Origin of the sequence: Paenibacillus hubeiensis (assembly GCF_032334105.1) — a bacterium.
GTDB classification, from domain to species: domain Bacteria; phylum Bacillota; class Bacilli; order Paenibacillales; family Paenibacillaceae; genus Paenibacillus; species Paenibacillus hubeiensis.
This window is the reverse complement of record NZ_JAVYAE020000002.1, coordinates 497,203-519,115: the sequence shown is the minus strand read 5'-3', so window position 1 is coordinate 519,115 and position 21,913 is coordinate 497,203. Positions and strand designations below refer to the sequence as shown.

Annotated in this window: 19 protein-coding genes; 1 reads left to right on the top strand and 18 read right to left on the bottom strand. The window is 44.7% G+C overall.

Annotated features, from left to right (window positions below; translation table 11 throughout):
- Positions 1-22: 22 nt before the first annotated feature.
- The 7 genes from RSX24_RS08900 to RSX24_RS32415 all read right to left on the bottom strand — a co-directional run bounded on the left by RSX24_RS08900 (position 23) and on the right by RSX24_RS32415 (position 8,929).
- Positions 23-790, bottom strand: coding sequence for a response regulator transcription factor (locus tag RSX24_RS08900; protein ID WP_343260332.1), 768 nt, complete (start codon positions 788-790; stop codon positions 23-25).
- A 66-nt stretch (positions 791-856) separates the two neighbouring features.
- A complete protein-coding gene (gene cydC / locus RSX24_RS08895) occupies positions 857-2,584 on the bottom strand; it encodes a thiol reductant ABC exporter subunit CydC (RefSeq protein ID WP_343260331.1) in 1,728 nt (575 codons plus the stop codon).
- Complete coding sequence (gene cydD / locus RSX24_RS08890; protein ID WP_343260330.1) at positions 2,581-4,401, bottom strand: thiol reductant ABC exporter subunit CydD; 1,821 nt, start codon at positions 4,399-4,401, stop codon at positions 2,581-2,583. Before cydD ends, cydC begins: the two co-directional genes overlap by 4 nt.
- A gap of 64 nt (positions 4,402-4,465) precedes the next feature.
- A complete protein-coding gene (locus RSX24_RS08885; protein WP_339272456.1) occupies positions 4,466-5,482 on the bottom strand; it encodes a cytochrome d ubiquinol oxidase subunit II in 1,017 nt (338 codons plus the stop codon).
- On the bottom strand, positions 5,479-6,843 hold the full coding sequence (locus tag RSX24_RS08880) for a cytochrome ubiquinol oxidase subunit I (protein ID WP_343260329.1): 1,365 nt from the start codon (positions 6,841-6,843) through the stop codon (positions 5,479-5,481). Before RSX24_RS08880 ends, RSX24_RS08885 begins: the two co-directional genes overlap by 4 nt.
- A 493-nt stretch (positions 6,844-7,336) precedes the next feature.
- Positions 7,337-8,575 (bottom strand): MFS transporter, encoded by a 1,239-nt coding sequence (locus RSX24_RS08875; protein ID WP_438286795.1) that lies wholly within the window; start codon positions 8,573-8,575, stop codon positions 7,337-7,339.
- A gap of 141 nt (positions 8,576-8,716) precedes the next feature.
- Complete coding sequence (locus RSX24_RS32415; protein ID WP_343260507.1) at positions 8,717-8,929, bottom strand: OsmC family protein; 213 nt, start codon at positions 8,927-8,929, stop codon at positions 8,717-8,719.
- Positions 8,930-9,493: 564 nt separating this feature from the next.
- Between RSX24_RS32415 and RSX24_RS08865 the strand changes: the two genes are divergently transcribed.
- Positions 9,494-10,162, top strand: a complete 669-nt coding sequence (locus RSX24_RS08865; RefSeq protein WP_236412956.1) for an ArsR/SmtB family transcription factor — start codon at positions 9,494-9,496, stop codon at positions 10,160-10,162.
- 223 nt (positions 10,163-10,385) lie between these two features.
- On the opposite strand, the gene RSX24_RS08860 is transcribed toward RSX24_RS08865, so the two are convergent.
- The 11 genes from RSX24_RS08860 to RSX24_RS08810 all read right to left on the bottom strand — a co-directional run bounded on the left by RSX24_RS08860 (position 10,386) and on the right by RSX24_RS08810 (position 21,905).
- Entirely contained in the window at positions 10,386-10,961 is a 576-nt protein-coding gene (locus tag RSX24_RS08860; RefSeq protein ID WP_236412590.1) for a TetR/AcrR family transcriptional regulator, read from the bottom strand.
- A 59-nt stretch (positions 10,962-11,020) separates the two neighbouring features.
- Positions 11,021-12,121 carry a flavin monoamine oxidase family protein gene (locus RSX24_RS08855; protein ID WP_236412589.1) on the bottom strand — a complete coding sequence of 367 codons (1,101 nt, stop codon included), beginning with the start codon at positions 12,119-12,121 and terminating at the stop codon, positions 11,021-11,023.
- 208 nt (positions 12,122-12,329) lie between these two features.
- The gene (locus RSX24_RS08850) at positions 12,330-12,719 is read right to left on the bottom strand and encodes a rhodanese-like domain-containing protein (RefSeq protein ID WP_343260327.1); all 390 of its coding nucleotides are present in this window, start codon (positions 12,717-12,719) and stop codon (positions 12,330-12,332) included.
- A 213-nt stretch (positions 12,720-12,932) separates the two neighbouring features.
- Positions 12,933-13,703, bottom strand: a complete 771-nt coding sequence (locus RSX24_RS08845) for an SDR family NAD(P)-dependent oxidoreductase (protein ID WP_236412587.1) — start codon at positions 13,701-13,703, stop codon at positions 12,933-12,935.
- Positions 13,704-13,829: 126 nt separating this feature from the next.
- A complete protein-coding gene (trxA, locus tag RSX24_RS08840; RefSeq protein WP_236412586.1) occupies positions 13,830-14,147 on the bottom strand; it encodes a thioredoxin in 318 nt (105 codons plus the stop codon).
- A 148-nt stretch (positions 14,148-14,295) separates the two neighbouring features.
- Complete coding sequence (locus tag RSX24_RS08835) at positions 14,296-15,258, bottom strand: zinc-binding dehydrogenase (protein WP_236412585.1); 963 nt, start codon at positions 15,256-15,258, stop codon at positions 14,296-14,298.
- Between the two features lie 663 nt (positions 15,259-15,921).
- On the bottom strand, positions 15,922-17,103 hold the full coding sequence (locus RSX24_RS08830) for a family 43 glycosylhydrolase (protein ID WP_343260326.1): 1,182 nt from the start codon (positions 17,101-17,103) through the stop codon (positions 15,922-15,924).
- 491 nt (positions 17,104-17,594) lie between these two features.
- Positions 17,595-18,923 carry an IS3 family transposase gene (locus RSX24_RS08825; protein WP_343260325.1) on the bottom strand — a complete coding sequence of 443 codons (1,329 nt, stop codon included), beginning with the start codon at positions 18,921-18,923 and terminating at the stop codon, positions 17,595-17,597.
- Positions 18,924-19,092: 169 nt separating this feature from the next.
- The gene (locus RSX24_RS08820; protein ID WP_343260324.1) at positions 19,093-20,421 is read right to left on the bottom strand and encodes an MFS transporter; all 1,329 of its coding nucleotides are present in this window, start codon (positions 20,419-20,421) and stop codon (positions 19,093-19,095) included.
- A 20-nt stretch (positions 20,422-20,441) separates the two neighbouring features.
- On the bottom strand, positions 20,442-21,077 hold the full coding sequence (locus RSX24_RS08815; RefSeq protein ID WP_339272463.1) for a TetR/AcrR family transcriptional regulator: 636 nt from the start codon (positions 21,075-21,077) through the stop codon (positions 20,442-20,444).
- A 60-nt stretch (positions 21,078-21,137) separates the two neighbouring features.
- On the bottom strand, positions 21,138-21,905 hold the full coding sequence (locus RSX24_RS08810) for an ABC transporter ATP-binding protein (RefSeq protein ID WP_236412582.1): 768 nt from the start codon (positions 21,903-21,905) through the stop codon (positions 21,138-21,140).
- Positions 21,906-21,913 lie beyond the last annotated feature (8 nt).

The following is a 21,913-nucleotide window of genomic DNA, read 5'->3' as shown; positions in this document are numbered from 1 at the left end:
CTTTCCAACTCTCCCTCCTTCTCTACCCTTTTGACTTATTTTCGGGCTTTGCATAGTTAAACTCGTGGAACATATAGCCGCATCCCCATAATGTCTGAATGCATTCGTTTCCTTCCGGATAATTGGAGAACAGCTTTACACGCAGACGTTTAATATGGGTATCTACTGTACGTTGATCATAAATCTTCCGGTGCGAAGATTTCCAAACTTCCGTAAGTAATGCCTCACGAGAATATACCTTTTCTTGATGTGTGACTAGGAAATAGAGCAGATCATATTCTTTCGGAGTCAGATGGACCTCATGTTGCTTTACCATCACACGGCGTGCTGAAGGGTAAAGAACGATTTCACCGATGATGATGGCGTTGTTATTCGAGTCATCGGCTTCGGGAACATAGGGGTTGGGAGCATGTACACGAGTTATCATGTTTTGGATGCGCAGCACAATTTCTCTTGGACTAAACGGCTTGACGACGTAATCGTCTGCACCGGCTCTAAAACCTTCAATACGGTCCCTTTCTTCCGATCGCCCGGATAACATCAGTATCGGCACATCGGGTTGTGCCTGTTTCAACCACTTGCAAACATCAATCCCATTCATGTCAGGCAGTAACCAATCCAACACGATCAAATCATAATTGACATGCTTCACGCAATAATTTTGGATGGCTTGTGTGCCGCTCTGCGCTTCTTCGACTGTGAATCCCTCTTTCTCCAAATACATCCGCAGCATACTGCGAATGCGCATTTCGTCATCAACCAATAATACTTTTCTATCGTTTTTCATCATTTCTGCCGCCCTCCAACTGCATGAACAACGTGAACCCACCGATTCACTTGCATCACTTCAAGCTTGTTAAACATCGGATGCAATCATCTGCGATTCAATCTGTTTCAACGTATAAAAGTATCCCTTCCGCTCCATCAATTCCGTAAATGAGCCGATCTCCACGATTTCGCCCTGTTCCATGACGACAATCTGATCCATGCTCTCCAGGCCTGTGAGGCGATGACAAATGAGAAGAAGTGTGTCTCCAGCCGCTTGTTCGTACAGTTGCTTCAGGACATGCTGCTCGGTGACGTAGTCAAGAGAAGACGTTGGTTCGTCCAGCAACCATAGACGTCCTTTGCGCAGCATGGCCCGTGCCAAGGCAAGCCGCTGTTTTTCTCCATCGGATAAGTTTTCACCTTTCTCATAGACCACCTGATTTAGAGAAGCCGTTGAAAATTGCGCTTTAGCAAGCACATCTAATAGTCGCTCGTCGGAATGTTCTTCCGCATTTAATAGTAGATTTTCACGAAGCGTTCCTCGGAAAAAATGGCTTTGTTGCAGCACCACATTGGCCAACTCCCAGATGTTCGCCTCGTCCAATTCGTGAATGGAAACGCCATTTATTGTTATGCTGCCCGACGTTGTTTTTCGTAGTTTGAGCAGCAACTCGATTAACGTAGATTTCCCTGATCCGCTCGGCCCAACAATCGCTGTTTTAGAGCCTGCCGCAAGATGTAGTGAGATATTGTTTAGCGCTGGCCTCCACTCCCCCTCATATTGAAAAGCAAGATTGTTTATTTCAATCGATATGGGCACATCTGTTGTAAAAGGAGTCGACTTTCCCATTGGCGATCCTGCAACTTGAGTCGATAATGTTTCCGCCAGCCGTTTGGCAGCATGTTCGCTATCTTGTTTATATGCAGGCAATACAGCCATAGCAGCCGACTCTTCAAAAACCGTTTGCGTGGCCAGCACCAGCATGGCAAGAAATACGCCAGCAAGTCTTCCGTCCACAATCAAATATGCGCTGAGCGTCAGGACACTCCAAGCAATGAAAAAGGTAACAAATACATGCATGGACTGTCCCAGCAACAATTGAGCGGAAGCTCGCTGCTGCTCGGCTGCCAATGAAGTCGAATCGCGCTGAAGCTGCTCCTCACGCTGTGCCAATTGCCCGTAAACCTTTAAATCCCGGAAGCCATACAGCACTTCCGTGATTTCCGTGGACAGTTTCGATCGCTGCTCGCGGACACGCTCATGAATTTTCCGTTGTCCCCACAGAACGATGCCAGGCACGACCACTGCAGTAATTACCATTCCCAGCACCAGCAAACCGGCAATCCAGATGGAATAGGACGCGGTAAAAAGCACTGTTGCCAAAAACACCATAATTACAATAACCGGCGGATATGCAACACGCAGAAAATAGTTTTGTAAACTTTCTACATCCCCCACAATCCGTGCGAGCAGGTCCCCGCTTCGATTTTTATTCAGTATCCCGGGTGTCAAAGGGATGAGCTTGGCAAAAAAGGAAGTTCGCAAACGGCTGAGGATGGAGAACGTTGCCCTATGGGTATATAATCGTTCTCCATAACGGCTCGCGGACCGGAGAAAACCAAGCAATTTCACAAGAGATGTAAGAATAATCAATGTGTAGAGCGGTGGCTCAAATACCGTTTGAGAAATCAGATACCCGCTTGCGGAAAAGAGAGCTACACCGGCTATGCCAGCCATAAACCCTCCTAATATCGAAATGACAATATCTTTCCGCTCTTGGAACATCGCCTTTGACAACATAGCCAGCTCACTCATGTTAATCCCCCTTTTTGTTGGACAGCGACCATTTCAGCATATTGGGGCAATCGTTTCAGAAGTTCTTCGTGACGGCCTGAATCCACAATCGTTCCTTGATCTACAAACAAAATGTTGTCGGCATGTTGAATCGTATATAATCGATGTGCCACCGTAATCATGGTAGACGTTTTCGATAATGTAGAAATGGAACGCTGCAGTATGCGTTCGGTGTGCAAATCGAGCCCTACTGTAGGCTCATCGAACAATATGATGGCAGGTCGCTTTATAAAAGCTCGTGCCAAGGCAAGACGTTGCTTTTCACCACCAGATAATCCGCGTCCTCCCTCGCCAACGAAAGTATCCAAGCCTTGATCCAATTGTGCCGCAACCGTCGTTAGTCCGGCTTCCTCTGCCGCTTTCTCGATTTCTTTCCTGGAAACGTCCCGACCCGCACCGATCGCGATATTTTCGGCGAATGTGCCTGCGAAAATATAAGGGTGCTGCGTTATATAGATAACTTGTTTAAACCATACTTCTTCATTCTCTTGCGAAAGCGGATTTCCGTTCACCAGAATCGTCCCCGAATCCGGTTTCAGCAAACCGGCAATAAGATGAAGCAGTGTCGTTTTACCGGCACCGCTTTTTCCAACAATGGCAATGTTGCTTCCGGGTTTAAGAAACACACTTCCCGAATAAAGTTCGAATGAATCCGGAGCATACTGAAACCGTACATTCTTTAGTTCTATCGAAGGCGGTATTGGAAGCGACTGGACATGGGGCATCGGGAAGGCTTCATTTGCTTTTGGCATTCGATCGTTCTCATCGCTTTCCTCGGTTCTCACCATGTTCTCCATTAGAACGGGTTTACCGTTACCCCTATTCTTCTCAAGCATGCTTTCCACCCTACGGATCGCCCCCATGCTTGTTCGTCCGCTGTGAAAAGCAGTGCCTGTATTTTTTAAGAGATTATAGAATTCCGGAACGAGCAACAAAACGAGAAATGCCGTGTGGAACGTCATGGATTTGAAAACAACCAACTGAATGGCCAATTCAAGAGCGACAATACCGATACTAAGCATCACAATGGATTCCAACATGAACGTATTCATGAATGCGATTTTCAAAATATCCATGGTTGTATCACGGTAGTTTAAACTGCTATGCTCTATCGCCTGCTGCTGTCGTTGGGCCCGGCCGAATATTTTCAATGTAACCAAGCCTTGGAGGGAATTCAAAAACGTACCGGAGAAGTGGGCCAGCTGCGCATATTTTTCTTCCGATTTATTTTTCGTCTTCAGTCCCACCAAGATCATGAAGATGGGAATAAACGGAGCCGTAAACAACATGATGAGACCTGAATTCGCATGTTGAGTAAACGTAACGACCAGAATCAAAATAGGGATGATCATGGCTTCTAACATTTTTGGCATGTACTGACTGAAATAATGATCGGCCTCATCTACTGCATCCAATGCTACGCTGACCTTTTCTCCCGTCTGTCCCCGAACACTTAAACCCATGGAAGAACGGGTCAAGCTTCGCATAACAGATGCTCGCATGCTCGTCTTTGCGTTGGCCGCCATGTGCAGACCTATTCTCCCATTGCCAAATGATAACAGTGTACGTAAAGCCATAGTCACCAAAAGCATGCCAAGGATCAAAACGACGGATGAAAAAGAGGCTTTTTCCACGAAAATACGCTGGACGGCTTCTGCAAGCAGTGCAGCTTGAACAACGATGGCTGTACCAAGTACAAATGAAATGAGGGCAAGAAGAACGACGGATTTTCGTTGTGCAGACATTTGTTGAGCAATGAGGCTCGTCTTTCTTTTCACGTTAACTCTCCTCCTTTCTGGAGGTTGCGTTGAGGGACGCCCCTCAAGGCAACAATGAACTTGTCTATTTCTTTCCTTTCACATAATCCGCATCAAATAGAAAGAGCCTGAAGACCAAGATCAGTGAAGGAACCAAGAGACACATACCGCCGATAAACGCGACCACCAGTGCGAAGCCCATGGATGAGGAGGTGACGCTGCTTTGAATGGTGATGTATGGGTCAAGAATGTATGGATAATGTCCAATTCCGTAAGCAAAAAAAGCGCTGAAGAATTGCAGCATGATGCATATAAACGCCCAGCCGTAACGACGTCCTCGATATAACAGCCACATGGCGATCATAAAGAAGGCCACAGAAAATGCGAGCAGCCACCACAAATCCATCATATTTTGAAAATGCCGTTCATTGTGTTGGCCCAAAAAAATAAATGTCGTCAATGCGATCACGATTGTAGGTGTGCTCCAAAAAAGGGCATAGGTCCGCATCAATTTCAATGCTCCATGATCTTCAGCCCTCGAAGCGTAAAAAGCCAGAAAGGAAGCGCTGATGAATAAAACAGAAACAATGGCCAGCCCAACGATGCTCCAGGACAATGGACTGCTAAAGAGCGCCCAGTAATCCAACGAGGCCGTCTCTCCTTGTTTCAAAATAAATCCGCCTTCGGATAGCGTCAACGCGACTGACAGTGAGGCAGGAATAAGCACCCCGGTTGCTCCATACAGAAACAGATAAACCAGATTATTTTTTGAACCATAATTCTCAAATGCATAAAATGAACCGCGAATCGCGAGCAAAATGACGGCAAGACTTCCTGGGACAAGCATGGCTGATCCATAATAATAGGAGGTTTCCGGGAAAAAGCCGATTATGCCAATGTAGAAAAAAACGAAAAATACATTCGTAATTTCCCAAACGGGCGATAAATAACGAGAAATCAGCTTATTGGTTACATGATCCTGTTTCGTTAATCGAGCATAAAAAGCAAAGAAACCTGCTCCAAAATCAATAGAAGCGATAATGATATATCCGTACAAAAACAACCAGAGCACCGAAATTCCAATCAATTCGTAACTCATCATGCGTGCTCACCCTTCAATGCTGTTTTATCGCTTGCATGCTGCATCCATTTCTCCATCTCAACTTCTGCCGGATTATGTTTGAACATGCGACGAAGGACAAGACCGCTAACGGTCCCCAACACGATGTATAGAAGAAGGAAGAAGAAAAAAAGGATTCTGACGCTTGGGGATGTCGTCGCGGCTTCCTCTACACGCATAAATCCTCGAATAATCCAAGGCTGCCTGCCGAGTTCTGCGTAAAACCATCCCAGCTCAACGCCTAAAATAGCAAGCGGTGCTCCTAATGCAACTAACCTCAGCAGCCACTTGTTGAGTTCATTTCGCCTTTTCCAAAATACGAAGAGAAAATACAGAAAAGAAATGCCTAGCAATGCAAATCCAATGCCTGCCATCAAATCGAAAAAGTAATGAACGATAAGAGGCGGTTGTTCGTCAATCGGAAACTCATTCAGACCCGTTACTTCTGCATTGAAATTTCCAAAAGCCAAGAAACTTAGAAGTTTCGGAAGGTGAAGTGCACCTATAATTTCATGTTCAACATTAAGCCACCCTAAAAATATCAAATCGGCCCCGCTCTCCGTTTCAAAATGCCATTCTGCCGCTGCGAGCTTTTCGGGTTGATGCTCAGCCAAAAACTTAGCGGAGACGTCACCGGCCAATGTATTTATTAAACTGAACACCAAAACCACTGCCATCATCAGGTTTAAGGCTTTTTTGTGGTATCCTGAAGCTCCTTTTCGAAGCATTGCAAAAGCTGCAACGCCTGCCAGCAGAGCGGCTCCTGTTAAATAGGCCGAACTTAATACATGAAACACCTTGGAAAAGGTTGCCGTGCTCAGCATGGCTTGAACGGGGTCAACGGCTGTGAATTGTCCTCCTTCAAACGTAAAACCTCCCGGTTGATTCATAAATCCATTTACCGTTGTGATAAATACGGCTGACATCCCTGCCCCGACCACAATCGGAATGGTTAGCAGCCAATGCATCATGGGGTTTTTAAACCGATCCCATGTGTACAGGTAAATCCCTAGGAAAATGGCTTCAAAAAAGAAGGCGAACACCTCCATAAACAATGGAAGCGCAATAACATTACCCGCAAGCTTCATAAAATGAGGCCATACTAAAGAAAGCTGCAGCGAAATTGCTGTTCCCGTGACTACGCCTACCGCAACGGAGATAACGAACCCTCGTGACCACCTCTTTGCCATAAGTATGTAGTGCAGATCTTTTTTGCGGATGCCTATTAACTCGGCCAGTGAAATCATTAAAGGGATCCCCACGCCAAGTGTTGCGAAAATTACATGGAATGCTAGCGTCATACCAGTCACCAGTTTGCTCCATAGTACCGTATCCATCCCCATCTTTACCTTCTCCCCTCCAACTTTGTTTTTGTCTAAAATGAAGAAACAAAACATCAGGTTTAGATGCTGAACTTCATGACCTTCGGGGGCTACTTGAATGCTTAGCTGCTTTGTGATTAGAAAGAGATTTTTTTCACATAGTAGGTTTGGCCGTTACCCGAAACTGTTGAAAGTGCGGTCCAAGTATTACAAAACCTGATATTTAAAATTTATTATATACTTGACGTTTAGCGTTGCAATTGTGGTCACGCCTTCTCCTCTAAACGTTCAAGGAAGGATCAATTCTTTCTTACAACTCCGTGAAAAATTTGAAAATCACCCGATTGGGCTATTGCGTAATACAGCTTAATTTACGTAGAAACATTTCAGTAGAATCAACATGGGCGAATTAATACTTCTTAGTTTCATCTCAAAAAAAACCTTTCTTCTAATTCATTGTTAGTCACACAATAACTAGAAGAAAGGTTTTGGGTTGTATATAAAGGATGGTTAATTACTTGTTACGGAACCAAATGACGACGGGGATGAGTAGCAGTGACAAAAAGGCTCCAATCAATGAAAGGACGGTAAAACTGGATTGTGCCACGACCATGCCTGATAATGCTCCCCCGGATGCTCCTGATAATGCAATCAAAACATCCACTGTTCCTTGCGTCTTCGCACGGACATGGGATGGGGCTGCATCGACAATGGCTGCAGTCCCGCTAATCAAACCAAAGTTCCAGCCTAGGCCCAGAAGAGCCAAAGCAAGAGTGAGCAATACCATGGAATCACCAGGTGCAAAAGCAGCGAGCACACCTGACAACAACAAGGTGAAGCCTGAAACATAGGCCATCCTAATATAACCGAATCGATCAACCAGGACCCCTGTTATTACCGATGGTAAATACATCGAAGCCACATGAATCCCGATCACGAGACCGACTTTACTTAAATCATGACCATGATGCTCCATGTGGACAGGGGTCATGGTCATGATTGCAATCATCACAATTTGTGTTAACACCATGACCGAGGCACCGATGATGATTCCTTTTTTATGGATTCTAACTTCTTTTACATAATTCTTTTCTCCAGTTTGTCCTTTGAGTTCCACTTCAGCGATCGCTTTGGCTACAATAAAAGGATCCGGTCTCAAGAAAATGAGGAGAATGACGCCAGCCAAAATGTAGGCTGCGGCAGCCAGCATGAAAGGTCCTGTTAATGCAGGAGCACCCAGTGAAGTTGCAAACTTACCAGTCACATTCACAAGATTGGGGCCTGCAACCGCACCAAATGTGGTGAACACCATTGCCATACTAATAGTTTTCGCGCGCTGCGCTGGTAAAGCAAGATCCGTACCCGCATAACGTGCTTGTAAATTAGTGGCGGTGCCTGCTCCATAGACCAACATCGAAATAAAGAGCAACGGAATGCTATTGAACAATGCTGCAAGAACAACGCCAATAGCACCGATACCTCCTGCCAAGAATCCAGCAGCAAGTCCAGTCCGTCTCCCCAATCGTTGAGAAAGTCTTCCTACCATAAGCGCTGCACCAGCAGAACCTAATGTAAAAAGGCCCGTGGGAACGCCAGCAAAATTATCCGTTCCTAACATGTCTTGCGCAATTAACGCACCTACAGTGATCCCTGCCGCTAAGCCGGCTCCACCACAAATTTGAGAGGCAATAACCACTTTCATCGTCCTGGAATGTAACTGGCGTTGCTTCTCAGAAGACTCCACATACTCCATAATTGAGGGTGGAACTTGTACAGAGGATTGATTTTTTTCTAAGGCGTTTTCTACCATTTCTATTCTCCTTCATTTCAATGAGCTGCTTCATGTAATACTTAAAAATTGTAATTGAGCTATTCGTGAATTTGAACTGAGCCGTCACAGACGAATCAGTTCAATCTTCGACGATGAATGATGCAATTGTCCTTCTGAAGTCGTATTGCCTTCCGTCTCCATAGACAATTCCGCTACAGGAATTCGACTTTGATCCCTTTGATCCAACAAGAATACCAAAGTCATTAAATAGCAAGCTGCTGCTGAAGACATAAGAAGTTGTTTGGGATCAGCCCTTTCTCCCCTACATAATTTGATAATAGCGGTTCCCTAACATGAAATTTCTTCATTGAGTTATTTCATGTGTTGATGAAACTAAACCGACATAGCGGGATTGCAATGTCGGTTTATAAAGTAAATTTTGTAGTATTAGCGTGATCCTTTAGAGTAGTAGAAACTTCTCTCTATAAAGTACTATAAATACGAATTTCCGGATCAGACTGGAGCAGTTCCTTCAGCCCAACAACAACATCATTTGTGAAAAGAGTACTTTCCAGGTATGCTTTAGCTTTAGCAGTGAAGCTAAAGCCATGCAGGACTTGAACATCTTCATCACGAGCTAACAATTAGGCCTTTGCCACGATTTCGAACCTTCATGAGTTAATGTATGAACTGCCCAAAATCAAACGTTCAATCAATCAATTGAATTATAGTTCGCAGTGATCCTTTCGTCAAGATAATCCCTATCGCTGGTCCTTGATTACATGATAGAACATGATACAATTTTATTAATCAATTGAATCAATTCAATTATAGAAGTTAATGATTGAAGATAAACACCTTAATGTGAAGAATAACGACATAGAATAGAGGTTGATCATGATGGAAGAACCATTGGCTTCAGCAAAGGTATTGAAAGAGGATCTGTATAGACAACTTGCACGAATCGGTAAAAGTTTGTCGAGTGACAAACGACTTGAAATACTGAATGTGTTGGCTCAAAGCCCTAAGTCTGTCGAAAAATTGGCAGAATGTACAGGTATGAATATGGCCAACGTATCCCGTCATCTTCAAATTTTGCTTGATGCCAAGCTTGTAAAGTTCACCAAGAAAGGAACCTATGCCATATACTCTCTAGCAGATCCTGAAATTATTGATTTCATGTCTTCCCTTTGGCGAATAAGTGAAAAGCAACTTCCGGATATTTCAAAATTAAAAGACGATTTTATAAACAACCTTGATGGGGTCCAAACACTCACCATGGATGAAGTTATGGAGAAAGTGAATCGTGAATCCATTGTTTTGGTCGATCTGCGTCCAAAAGAAGAATTCGAAATGGGACATATCCCCGGAGCCATTTCAATGCCTATGGATCAGCTCGATAGCATGATGCGAGAACTCCCGAAGGACGCTGAGGTCATTGCTTACTGTCAGGGTCCGGTTTGCGCGTATTCGGCACTGGCTGTTCAAAAATTGCAACAAGAAGGTTTTAAAGCTTATCGCATGGATGAAGGAATCAATGAATGGCAAGGTCATTTTCTGATCCATTAAGTCAGCTCTTGTTCTTATGCAAAAGATCTCATCCAGTATCTGGATAGAGGTCTTTTGTCATTTAACGAATTCAATTTGTGTGCCATAAGCAATTTTTTATTCTCGGTCCGATACAAAATATCGAGGCTCATGCCCGGTTAATCGCCTAGCTAAATCACCTGTCTCACTTTATGGGGTCACTTTATTCATGATCTCAATGAATATGTGGTTTTTTTAATCCGTTTTATGGGACTAACGTTGTCAAGTAGTTTGAGACAAGCGCATCATAATATCCAATTTCACCTGAAGTTCTGGATAACAATTGAGCACCTTGTACAAAGGCAATAAGTGTCCGTGCTTGCTCCAAAGTAGCGTTGGAAAACGAAAACTCTCCATCTGATTTTCCTTGGTCCAGTACATGCTGAACCCAAGTGATATTAGCTTCGAAAAATCGGTTTATTTCATCCCGAATTTCAACGGGAAAGGAATTCAGCTCAGCAGCCATCATAGAACACAAACAAAGTTTGGTGTTGTTTTCCAGCGTTTCACGATACAGCCCAAAGAAAGATTTTAACTTTTGAAGTTCACTCGAAGGTTGATCGCTAATTTTTTGAAGCCGGTCTGTGAAATCTTGGCGGTATCGAATCAGAATAGCCTGGACTAGGTCTTGTTTAGAGGGAAAATGGTAATGAATGCTCGCTTTACGAATGCCGATCGCTTCTGCTATGTCTGCATAGCTAAACCCATTATACCCTCGCGCTTGAACCAAAGTAAGCCCGGTATCCATGATGTCTTGCACTGTGTTTTTCTTTGGATTCATAAATGTAAACTGCTCTCCTTCCTGTCCACTCGGAATATCTACTAATAGGTAGAAATCGTTTATTTCACAAATGCAATGATCTGGTTAACCGCTCTTTCAGCCGAAAGTAGTGCTCCTTCCAAATGACCGCCGAACTCTGAACTAGTCTCGGTTCCTGCAAAAATGATTTTTTGTTCCCAATCACCCACTACTGGTATTGCTCCGTATTCAGGGAAACTTGAACGCTGCATAAGATCATCTGAGACTGTTGTTTCTTGTTCAGTTGACCAATCCTGCAATAGAATTTCCCGTACTTCTCTTGCCTCGGGCCCAAAAAGTCTAACTAATTGATCGATGACCAACTTGGAGATTCGCGTTTCACCTATCTCTTGGCGGGTAGTTGCTGGCATTCCAAAAAAACCGAATAAGGCACCTGAACCTGTACCAGGAGATGCATCATGTATTTCTTGTAATGGGCCGACCCAACTTGAAGCCATTCCTGAGTGTCCCGTTTCTCTCCAAAATGGTCGATCATAAACGGCCACCGCTTTTGCTTGGGCTGCCATCCAAGTAGGTTTGTTCATCAAATCACTTACCGTTTGCCTAGACAAGGCAGGAGAAAAATGAATGTGTTTTACAATAAGTCTGGGTGGCAATGCAAGAATCACATAATTTGTTGTGTACTCCTTGGTATGCCTTTCCGAATCTTCGGCTCTGATCGAGATGACTTTATCTTCGCTTAGATCGATTCCTTTGACATGCACTCCTAATTCAATTTTATTAGAGGGCAACGTATCAACTAATGAACGAATTAAAGCTTGCGCGCCTCCGGTAAAACGAAGGGATCTTTCTATGGCGTGTTCAGGTAAGACATGTCGTTCAGGTGCTCTACCTTCATAGCGCTCGAACAACATAGCACCTTCAGTATATTGCTCAAACGTTTCTAGACGAAGTTCTTGAACAAGCTCGGAAATCGATTTTTCATAACGCGGCCAATACCAAGTAGGTCCAAGATCAAATTTTCCCGATTCCGGCATGGTTGAGCTCTCAATTGATAAAATTCGTCCCCCCACTCTGTTCCTTGCTTCTAAAATTCGATAATCAATTCCTTCTGCCTGGAGCAGCGTTGCGGCGCGAATTCCGGCTAAACCTGCGCCTACAATGATTACTGGATTATTCATTTCTTCAATCTCCTTTGATATGCAAGACAAACAATCACACAAGGCACTGCGAGTGCAGTACCATCTTCCGATCGCTGTTATCCCCAGATTTTTTTAAATTCCCTTTTTCAAAGGGAAAATCCGGTGATAAATGCGACCGCTTCGCTTCTTCAGATTGGTTCTGCCTCTCCGTTAACGTGTGTATCTTTTTTGCGGTTTATATATTTTTTTATTGGTCAAGCTTCTCTTGAGTCCCAAACCATTCACTCTGAGCAGGAACCGTGCCAACCATGAGGTACAGATGTCGGAACCCTTTTTTTAATAATATTCGTGCAGCTTTCCTGCCCTTGAAAGATGTATCGGTCAAAATCACAACCCGATCCTCTGTGGTAAGCTCCTTCTCCCAAACGAAGGATAGTCGACCTATTGGAATGTTAATCGATGTGGGTACGGATGACTTGTTAAAATCGGAAGCATCTCGAACATCAAGTAATTTGGCATGGGGAAATGGATGAATTTGGCTTTGATTTATCGATAAAATCGTTACGTTTCGCATATAACGGAAATGCTGAAAAATCCCGATTGCGATGATAAAGAATAGTGCAACTGTGATCACCATGTAACTTTCCTAAGCGACGTATTCTTTACTCCCTTAACATTGGATACGTATATTGAATGTCGATACACCTCTAAGCACCTCTCGCTTTATTTTCGAATTATTCAATTGAATGGTTGAATTTTAGGATGGATTTGTCTTATTGTCAATATGGAGTCATGAATGGTAGAACCCCAACCGATTCGATTGGAGTTCTCAACCATGCACATTATAAAATTAACGAAGACGTGCCGTAACACCGCCGTCCAAAGGCATAATTACACCAGTGATCCAAGAAGCCGAGTCGCTGGCCAAAAACAGGATGGCTTCTGCAACGTCCTTCGTTGTACCGTTACGTCCAATAGGGTGGAAAGCATTAAAGGTTGGCAGTACTTCTGCTACTTGTTCTTCACTCATAAATGTATTATAGATTGGAGTTTCGACGACGGCGGGTGCTACTGCATTCACTCGAATGTTGTCGCCTGCCAATTCTACAGCCAAATTTCTAGTCAAAGCATGTCTACCTGCCATAGCAGCCGAATATGCGGCCGATGGCGTCGATTCTACCGCTTGAATAGCCCACATTGAACCGGTATTCACAATCGCTCCCCCACCTCTTTTTTTCATTTCCGGAATTACTGCTTGCGAAGGATAAAATGTACCTTTAACAATCGTATCTAGATACGATTGCAGATCATCCGCAGTGTGATCCAGGAAAGGAGTCGGGTTAAATTTGCCAGTGTTGTTTACGAGTATATCTATTCCACCAAAAGCCTCCACAGCGACTTGAACGAGATTTTTCGATGTTTCTGGCAAACTGACGTCGCCCGCTACGATAATGACTTTCTTGCCGGAAGGATCAATCTCCCGAGCAGTCTCTTTTAAAACATCTTCCCGACGGCCATTAATGACTACATTTGCGCCTTCTTTAAAGAAGCGTTGTGCTGTGGCCTTTCCAATTCCTGTTCCGCCACCCGTTACAATTACTGTTTTGTTTTCAAATTTCATGATACCATCTCCTATTTCAATTTTACCTACTAGAAGGTAGTTATAAGGCAAATGTAATGGCTTCATTATATGGTTTAACGATAATCGGCAACATTTTTTTAGCGTTGTTACCGATTATCCGACCACTTAATCCATAAGTTTAACCATTTTTGCTTCGAGAACATCACGTGGATGAATGCCTACCATTGCATCGAGTGGTTTACCATCTTGGAACAAAAGTAATGCTGGGATACTCCGGATTCCAAAACGTGAGGCCAACTCCGGCTGTTCGTCTACATTCACCGTTGCAATCGTCGCTTTCCCCTTCATATCGTCGGCCAATTGGTGGACAATCGGCAGTTGGACTTGACAAGGACCACACCATGGTGCCCAAAAATCAACCAGAGTAATTCCAGACTGAATTTGATGATTAAACGTCTCATTTGTTAATGCAGTTGCACTCATAAGGACAACCTCCTATATATATTCAATCAAATGATATTATGTTCAATTGATTAATTGAATTATAAGAAAGAATAATACGACTGTCAAGCAGATATTCATGGTATTTCATTAGGGTATCAAATGGGTGTCCGACCTATATTAATCTTTGTTATTCAACCATACTTAAGACTGCCCGAAATCGTGTTTTGGCTGACATCATTTTTTCATAGGCTTCGCTTGCACGTTCTAGAGGGAAAACTTCAATAATCGGACGAACATCTGTCAATACGCTAAATCGGACTGCAGCTTCAATTTCCTTGGCATGCCCAGTAAATGATCCCTTCACGGTATGAGGACCCATCAAGAAATCCATAGCCGATAACTCTAAACAGTCCCTGGATCCAGCTACAATAATAAGTTCGCCGCCCGTGTCTAGGCCATGAACTAGAGAAGAAATCACGCTAGCATTGGGTGCCGTGGCAAGAATAACTTTAGCTCCACCGAGTGCTCTCAGAGCTGTGGCGGGATCTTCTTTTTCCGAATCGATGTAAATATGTGCCCCAAGTCCTCTTGCGAGATGCTCTTTATCCCCTCCTCGGGATATGGCAACGGTTCGATAACCAGCTTTCTTGGCGTATTGGACGGCAAGATGACCTAATCCGCCGATGCCTGAAATAGCGACTACATCACCTGGGCGTGCCGAACTATTTCGTAACGCACTAAATGTCGTTTCACCGGCACACATTAACGGAGCTGCTTCTTCAGAAGTAATTTCCTCGGGAATAAGAATCAGAGCATCTTCATAAGCGACCATATACTCCGCGTAACCACCATCCATGGTCAACCCCGTTATATGATTGTGTCCGCTATGATACCCCAGTCCGACTCGTTGACCCACTTTCCATTTGGTTGATCCCTCACCTAGTTGTTCTACCAATCCGATTACTTCATGTCCTGGCACTCTCGGGTATTCCGGGGCACCACCCTTTATCGTGCCTGAATCTCCATTACATACTCCACAAGCTTGAACTCGAAGAAGTACTTGTCCTTTAGCAGGAACAGATACGGGGATTTTGACGAATTGCATCGCTTCACCTTTGGCAGGAACTTGAATGGCTTTCATATGAGTCATTTTGTTTCCTCCTTTACATTCAATGTATGAGTTTACGTTAGTATAAACAAATCAATAAATCTATTCAATTGAAAAGTTGAATATAGCTAGGGTGACACCCAACTATTGATCAGCATCAATGACTGTTACTGTGGGGAAAATTGAATATGGTTGTTGGGGCTGCTTTTCAGCTGAGTTCAATCGCATATTCCGAGTACTGAATCCATGTTATTAACCATCTATTAGCGCAACCAAGATGCCTTTTGAAAAAGCGATCGGGATTTGGATATCAGCGCCTACTTGACGTTACATAACAGTTACATGAGTGGCAGGAATATACGGATCAGCTATGGTGTGAATGATCAAAAAGCAGCGCTTTCCGCCTAAACGGAAATCCGCTGCTTCACTGTTATTTATGTCATTTTGGGTTAATGTAAAAGCATTATATAAGTTGAACCGATGATTTTTACACGGAGTCACTACGTGGTCAGAACCTTCTTCCGATCACTGTTATCCCCAGGTTTTTTTGATCCCCTGTTTTTCAAAGGGAAAATCCGGTGATAAATGCGACCGCTTCGCTTCTCCAGATTCTTTCTGCCCTCTCCGTTAATCGTGTAAATGTCTAGTTCAACCTATATAGCTTTAAAAGTCCATGCCATGTTATATATGCTATATTACATGTCATTAATTCAAGCTAGCAGTAGCATCTTGCACCGTGATCCTTAATTTTGCTTTGTATCCAGCCGGATCAAGCTTCCACCCCGGTTCACCGAAGTATGGCGTACCGTCCGGCTTCCATAAGAGCTGCTGAACTCGGGCGTGTCGGTTCGGATCATACAAGGGCTCTCCCGAAATCTCCTTATAGGGGCGGGCATGGTAAACAAAAAGGAGCTTTGAGCCGTCTTCGGACATCGTAAAGCTGTTATGCCCCGGTCCATATTGAGAATTAGACTCGCTGCTTGAGAACACCGGTTCTTTCGATTTGGTCCATGAAGACGGATCAAGCAGATCACTCGTTTCATCCGCCGTGAGCAGCCCCATGCAATAACGATCATCAGTCCCGCTGGCCGAGTAGGCCATGAAAACACGCCCGTTCTTGACCAGAACTGCCGGCCCTTCGTTCACGCGGTGCAGCTGAATCTCCCAATCATATTCCGGTGAAGAGATTTTTACAGGCTCGGTCGAAATGGACCATGGCGTATCCATCCGAGCGATATAAAGGCAAGATTCCTCAACAATCTGAGCCCAAACCAAATAACGCTGCCCCCGATGTTCGAACGTGGTGGCATCGAGTGAGAAGCTTTCAACCGGCAGCTTGATTCGCCCCTTTTCAATCCATCTTGTCGTAAGTGGATCGTTGTCCTCACATTCCAGGACATAAGGACGGATTGCCCACTTGTCTTCTGCCGTTCCGGCCGCGAAGTAGATATACCACTTTCCATCAATATGATGAAGCTCTGGTGCCCAAATATGGCTGCCCATCTCCCCCTCTTCGTGTTTCGTCCAGACGACCATCTCCTCGGCATCGGAAAGGCCGCTGATGGTCCGGGATCTCCGCAGCACGATTCGATCGTACTCTGGCACAGAACCCGTAAAATAGTAGTATCCGTCCGTATGCTTAAGCACATGAGGATCGGCGCGATTCAGCACAAGCGGATTCGGATACTCGTCATCTTTAACGGTTCCTTCAACGGTAACCGTACCTGACTGCTCAAGCAGAACGGGCGGGATGCTTTCCCACACCACCGGCAATGTCGTATTTATGCCATTCTCCAATTCGGCCTCGACGAATCTCGGTAGCTGCAGCGGCTCACCTATGGCCAAACGGATCGAATGCTCGCGAATGTCTTTTATTTTCATCATCATCGTTATGTCCCTCCCTAAAGTTGAACGATCTTGATCACTTGTTAACCTATCAAGCCCTTGAGCGATATATGCCAATCTCTTATGAACATGGAAATCCAGTATCCTCCACATAACCTATAATAAAACTACATCAGTAGTCTAGATCAGAACTAAAGGTTTTACCTTGCAAATTTAAGTTCATTGCAATGAGCTCCAACGAAACTACGTATATGGTGAAATCAGCAATACGATTTCCGAAACCCAGCAACGTTACCAAAAACGAGAGTAAAGGCGAAAATGAATTTTTTGTCTCGCTCCTTGCACTAGAGCCTCTGATCAACACTCCGGATGCCGGAACTGTTGTCTCTCTCGATCACAAAGCAGGACTGCCCAGTTGTTCTTCATCTTAAAGATAAAACGATGGCCCACTTTGAGCACAGCCTGTCTATAATAAAAAGAAAGAAGCCCTATTTAAACTGGTCCCCTCGTCAAGGACACTTTGAAAAAGAGAGTTAAGCTACCGACAAAAGATGATTCCTGTATTGTACAGGAATCATCTTTTTTAATCCCCATTGATATCTGTGATGGTTGTAGTAGCGGATGTAGCGATCGATTTCATGTTTAAGCTCTTCTAAAGTAGAGAAGTTTCGACTAATGACGTGGTCTTTCATGTGGCCGTAGAAGGACTCCTGAGTGGCATTGTCCCAACAGTTTCCACGCCTTGACATAGACTGGCCAAGCCCTTTCTTCTTCAGTAGTTTCTGATACTGAGGGCTTGTGTAGTGACAACCTTGATCGGAATGGATAAAAGCATTCTTATGTAATTTCAAGCGTCGTTGCTTCATGAGATTCTTAACCGTATTCGTTGCTAATGGCAGAGCGAGGCTTTCGGAGAGGTTGTAAGCAAGCAGCTCTCCAGTGGAGCCGTCCAAAATGGTGGATAGGTACGCCATCTCCGACCGGCCAAATGGAAGGTACGTAATGTCGGTAAGCAGCACAAGACCCGGGATCTCCTTCTTGAAATCCCGTTGTAGCTTATTGGGGACAACTCGATGTTCTTGGGTGGCTTTAGCCATTCGGCGGTAAGGATTTGGCTTTCGATGGGGACAAACGAGTTCTAGATCCCGCATATGCCTGCGAATTCGCTTTCGGTTAAAGATGACATCGAACTCGTTTTCCAGAACCATTTTGATCGAGCGAGCGCCCTTTTTAAAGCCTCTTCTAGAGAACGCCTTCTTGACTAGCGCGCCATCCTCTGCGTCCCGTCGGGCTCGCTCTAAGCGGGAATCTGCAGCCTTAAGATAACTGTAGTATCCTGATCGCGAGACATTAAGCAGTTCGCATAGATAGCGCGTCATTCGTTTGAATCCCTGTCCTACGGTTTCATGAATAAGTTCAAACAGCTTATTCTTGCTCAGGCTTCTTCCCTTGGCTACCAGCCACCTTTCTGTCGTGTCTGCTTTTTTTAGCAGTTCAAGTTGAGACTCCAGAAGTTTGATCCGTGCATCCTGCTTGGCGATGATCTCGTCTGGCGTCTGTTCCCGTCTAAGCGTTCGTCCTGAGAATTCTTTACGGGAATCCATGAGCCCAATGATTCCGCCCTGCTCATAAGATTTCTTCCAACGGTCCGCGCTTTGCTCTACACGCTTCATACCTAAAACTTCCACACTAAACCCATGGGCTTCGAAGATCTCTCTTGGCGTCTTGCCCTCTAAATATTGGTTAATAAATAACCGCTTGAACTCATCGGAGTAAGTAATGGATTTGTCACTTACTTTCGTGACATACTTGTTCGTTGAGAGTTGGTCTTGTTCTGTCTTAGAAAAAAGTTTTTTACTCATAATACCCTCCCTTGATACTAGTACCAGTATACAAAAAGGCCCCCACAGCCTAAACCCCTTTTTTCAAAGTGTCTAGTCTATGGGGACTAGTTTAATTCATGAGCCTCTTTCTTTTTAACGATCGTTTAGGGGTCATAACCTTCATATTTTACAAACGGGCCATACCTGATTAATCGTGCGCCAACCCACCCACATCCGAAGAAGCTGCAAGATTTGGGCTTTGCTCTAGGGATTTGATCATTTTCAAACGGGATGTGATAATGGCGATCAGAATAACAAACAGGCCGGCAATGATGAATAGCAGGGCAATCCCTCTCCCCGGTCCGGTTCCAATGATCTCACCAACCGAAGATGCCAGTGCTCCGCCCTCCAGCAGCAGCGGGTTAAACACATGATCGGCCAGAAATCCTGCCAAACTGTACGCGATGATGAATCCGAGCTGTGACAGAATACCGATGATCCCCCATACTCTGCCCTGCTTCTCGTTGGCAATGTTGTTACGCACCAGCACATCCGCGCTCATATTGACAAACGGCAGCGATGACAGGAACAGGAAACCCGCGAAGATAATAAAATAAATGTTGGTCGATATGCCCAATAGCGAGAAGGACAGTCCGCACATCACTAATCCCATGACCAGCACACTTGCGTATTTCTTCGTCATCGTGAATATGCCGATACATAAACTGCTGATTAACATGCCGATCGCGCTAACGGACTGAAACGTTCCAAGTGTCTTGGCATCCGTAAAGGACAAGAGCATTGGGCCGATCAGCGTTTCCAGGAATCCCAGATAGAAGGTAACCAAGGAAATGATAATGACCAGCAGCAGCACTCCCTTGTTGGTTACAACTTCCCTCCACCCCTCCTGAATATCAGTCATCCAGTTTCTGTCTTCTTGATCCTCGCGCTCCACCTTCATGCTCTTCCGAATGACCAGCACAGCCAGAATGGCAATTAGAAATGTCCCAATATTAATGATCAGAATCACTTCGATCGTCGTGATACCGAGCAGGATGCCCGCGATAATCGGTGAAAACAAAAATTTGGAGGATTCCGCCAGCTGCACAAGCCCGCTTCCTTTAGAAAATTGATCTTTGTCCAGCAGGTCTGTGGCAGAAGCCTTGTATGCCGGACTTTGGAGTGCCGAAAACACGGAACTGAAGGCTACCCCCACGTAGATATGCCATAACTGAATATCTCCCGTGAGCATGACAGCCAGAATAAAAATCAGACCGGCAGCCGAACCCAAATCACCAATGATCATCATCGTCCTGCGATCGAACCGATCAGCCAGTACACCTCCAATCGGCCGAAGCAGGATGTTGGGCAGAAATGTAAACAGGGTAATGAGGGCAACACTTGTTGCCGTATTCGTCTTTTCGAAGGCATACACTCCCAGTGAGAAGGCCGTAAGGCCAATCCCGATCATGGAGATGAGCTGACCAAACCATACAACCAGAAACTTGCCAAAGGATTTTTGAACCGTATGTTCCATCGATGCTGCTCCTTTCTCTTCTAGGCTTGATGTGGGAAATATAAACGGGTGATGTAGGTGAAGCTTCCTTGTTCCGCTCCCAGAACACGTTCCGTGATATGAGCGAAAGCTTCCACCTTTTTCCGGAGCTCCTCTTCCTCCCATTGAAAAATGCCCTGATCCAGTAAAAATTGTGAGGATACCAGCAAAAATTCAATAGCTTCCTTGGGATTAGGTGTGTGAAACACTCCTTCCTGAATGCCCTGCTCGACCACTTCAGCCAAAATGGGGCTTAATCGGAGAACCGTCTCAACAAGACTTTTTTGATGCATTTCCACATTTTGCACATGGTGCAATTGCTCAATCAGCCCGAGCTTTTTTTCGTCAGGCTGATTTTGCGCCATAATAATGCGAAAAATTTTGTCATGGGCGTTCAGGTTCGGATCAGATACTACACGTTTGGCTGATGCCTCCCCGTTCAGAATAAAACGCATGACGATGGCATTCATAACCTCTTCCTTGGACTGGAAATAATAATAAAAGGTGCCCTTGGCAATGTTGCAAGCCTGGAGAATATCCATGACAGTCGCTTTGGTGTACCCTTTTGTCACGAACAGAATCTCGGCCGCATCCAGTATTTCATTTCTGCGTTCTTCCGGATTTTTAATCAATCTCATATTCTGTCCTCCGATCCATTCGACCGACTGTCGGTCTATTCTAGTCGTGAAGTTCTTGAATTAGAACCCCATTTCAGCTAACCATTGTGACAGATGACCTTCCCTGTTTTTCAGATCCTGACGTTCTCTTGCATATTTGCCGATATGTTTATCTGCGACCAGTTTGCCGTCCATCATGAACAGAACTCGTTCTGACCTGGCAGCGACCCTGACATCATGCGTTACAAGCAGAATGGTAGTACCTGCGGCATTGATGTCGCCAAGAATATCCATGATCTCGTGTGTAGACTTGGAATTCAGTGCCCCTGTCGGCTCATCTCCAAACAAAATATCCGGATTATTGATAAGCGCCCGGCAAATGGCAATCCGCTGCAGCTGCCCTCCCGAGGCTTGCGTGATGTTGTGATGAGCCAGCCCGTCAATTCCCATCTTTTTCATGAGTGACAGCGCCCTTGCATTAATGGCATCCCTGCTGCTGTTCTTGGCAAGATACGCGGAAAGTACGATGTTATCCAGCAAGTTCAGATTCTTGAGCAAATGAATGTTCTGAAAGATAAACCCCATCTTGGTCAAGCGCAAACTTGCGAGGTCGCTCTCCTGGAATGCGGATATTTTTTTGCCGTTAAAGTAGACACTGCCGGCACTGACCTGATCCATGCCGCTGATGTTGTACAATAACGTAGACTTGCCTGAGCCGGACGGGCCCATAATGGATACGAACTCTCCTTTTTTTAATTGGAGATTAATATCTTTCAAAATGCTATGCTCTTCATTCTCACCGATTGCTACGGATTTATTCACGTCTTTGGCTTCTAGTATCGTTGTCATCGTTGTTC

What these genes read in the sequence shown, in the direction of transcription:
- RSX24_RS08900 (WP_343260332.1), bottom strand. Translation starts at nt 790, where the DNA reads ATGATGAAAAACGATAGAAAAGTATTATTGGTTGATGACGAAATGCGC.
- cydC (WP_343260331.1), bottom strand. Translation starts at nt 2,584, where the DNA reads ATGAGTGAGCTGGCTATGTTGTCAAAGGCGATGTTCCAAGAGCGGAAA.
- RSX24_RS08885 (WP_339272456.1), bottom strand. Translation starts at nt 5,482, where the DNA reads ATGATGAGTTACGAATTGATTGGAATTTCGGTGCTCTGGTTGTTTTTG.
- RSX24_RS08880 (WP_343260329.1), bottom strand. Translation starts at nt 6,843, where the DNA reads ATGGGGATGGATACGGTACTATGGAGCAAACTGGTGACTGGTATGACG.
- RSX24_RS08875 (WP_438286795.1), bottom strand. Translation starts at nt 8,575, where the DNA reads ATGGAGTATGTGGAGTCTTCTGAGAAGCAACGCCAGTTACATTCCAGG.
- RSX24_RS08865 (WP_236412956.1), top strand. Translation starts at nt 9,494, where the DNA reads ATGGAAGAACCATTGGCTTCAGCAAAGGTATTGAAAGAGGATCTGTAT.
- RSX24_RS08860 (WP_236412590.1), bottom strand. Translation starts at nt 10,961, where the DNA reads ATGAATCCAAAGAAAAACACAGTGCAAGACATCATGGATACCGGGCTT.
- RSX24_RS08855 (WP_236412589.1), bottom strand. Translation starts at nt 12,121, where the DNA reads ATGAATAATCCAGTAATCATTGTAGGCGCAGGTTTAGCCGGAATTCGC.
- RSX24_RS08850 (WP_343260327.1), bottom strand. Translation starts at nt 12,719, where the DNA reads ATGGTGATCACAGTTGCACTATTCTTTATCATCGCAATCGGGATTTTT.
- RSX24_RS08845 (WP_236412587.1), bottom strand. Translation starts at nt 13,703, where the DNA reads ATGAAATTTGAAAACAAAACAGTAATTGTAACGGGTGGCGGAACAGGA.
- trxA (WP_236412586.1), bottom strand. Translation starts at nt 14,147, where the DNA reads ATGAGTGCAACTGCATTAACAAATGAGACGTTTAATCATCAAATTCAG.
- RSX24_RS08835 (WP_236412585.1), bottom strand. Translation starts at nt 15,258, where the DNA reads ATGACTCATATGAAAGCCATTCAAGTTCCTGCCAAAGGTGAAGCGATG.
- RSX24_RS08830 (WP_343260326.1), bottom strand. Translation starts at nt 17,103, where the DNA reads ATGATGATGAAAATAAAAGACATTCGCGAGCATTCGATCCGTTTGGCC.
- RSX24_RS08825 (WP_343260325.1), bottom strand. Translation starts at nt 18,923, where the DNA reads ATGAGTAAAAAACTTTTTTCTAAGACAGAACAAGACCAACTCTCAACG.
- RSX24_RS08820 (WP_343260324.1), bottom strand. Translation starts at nt 20,421, where the DNA reads ATGGAACATACGGTTCAAAAATCCTTTGGCAAGTTTCTGGTTGTATGG.
- RSX24_RS08815 (WP_339272463.1), bottom strand. Translation starts at nt 21,077, where the DNA reads ATGAGATTGATTAAAAATCCGGAAGAACGCAGAAATGAAATACTGGAT.
- RSX24_RS08810 (WP_236412582.1), bottom strand. Translation starts at nt 21,905, where the DNA reads ATGACAACGATACTAGAAGCCAAAGACGTGAATAAATCCGTAGCAATC.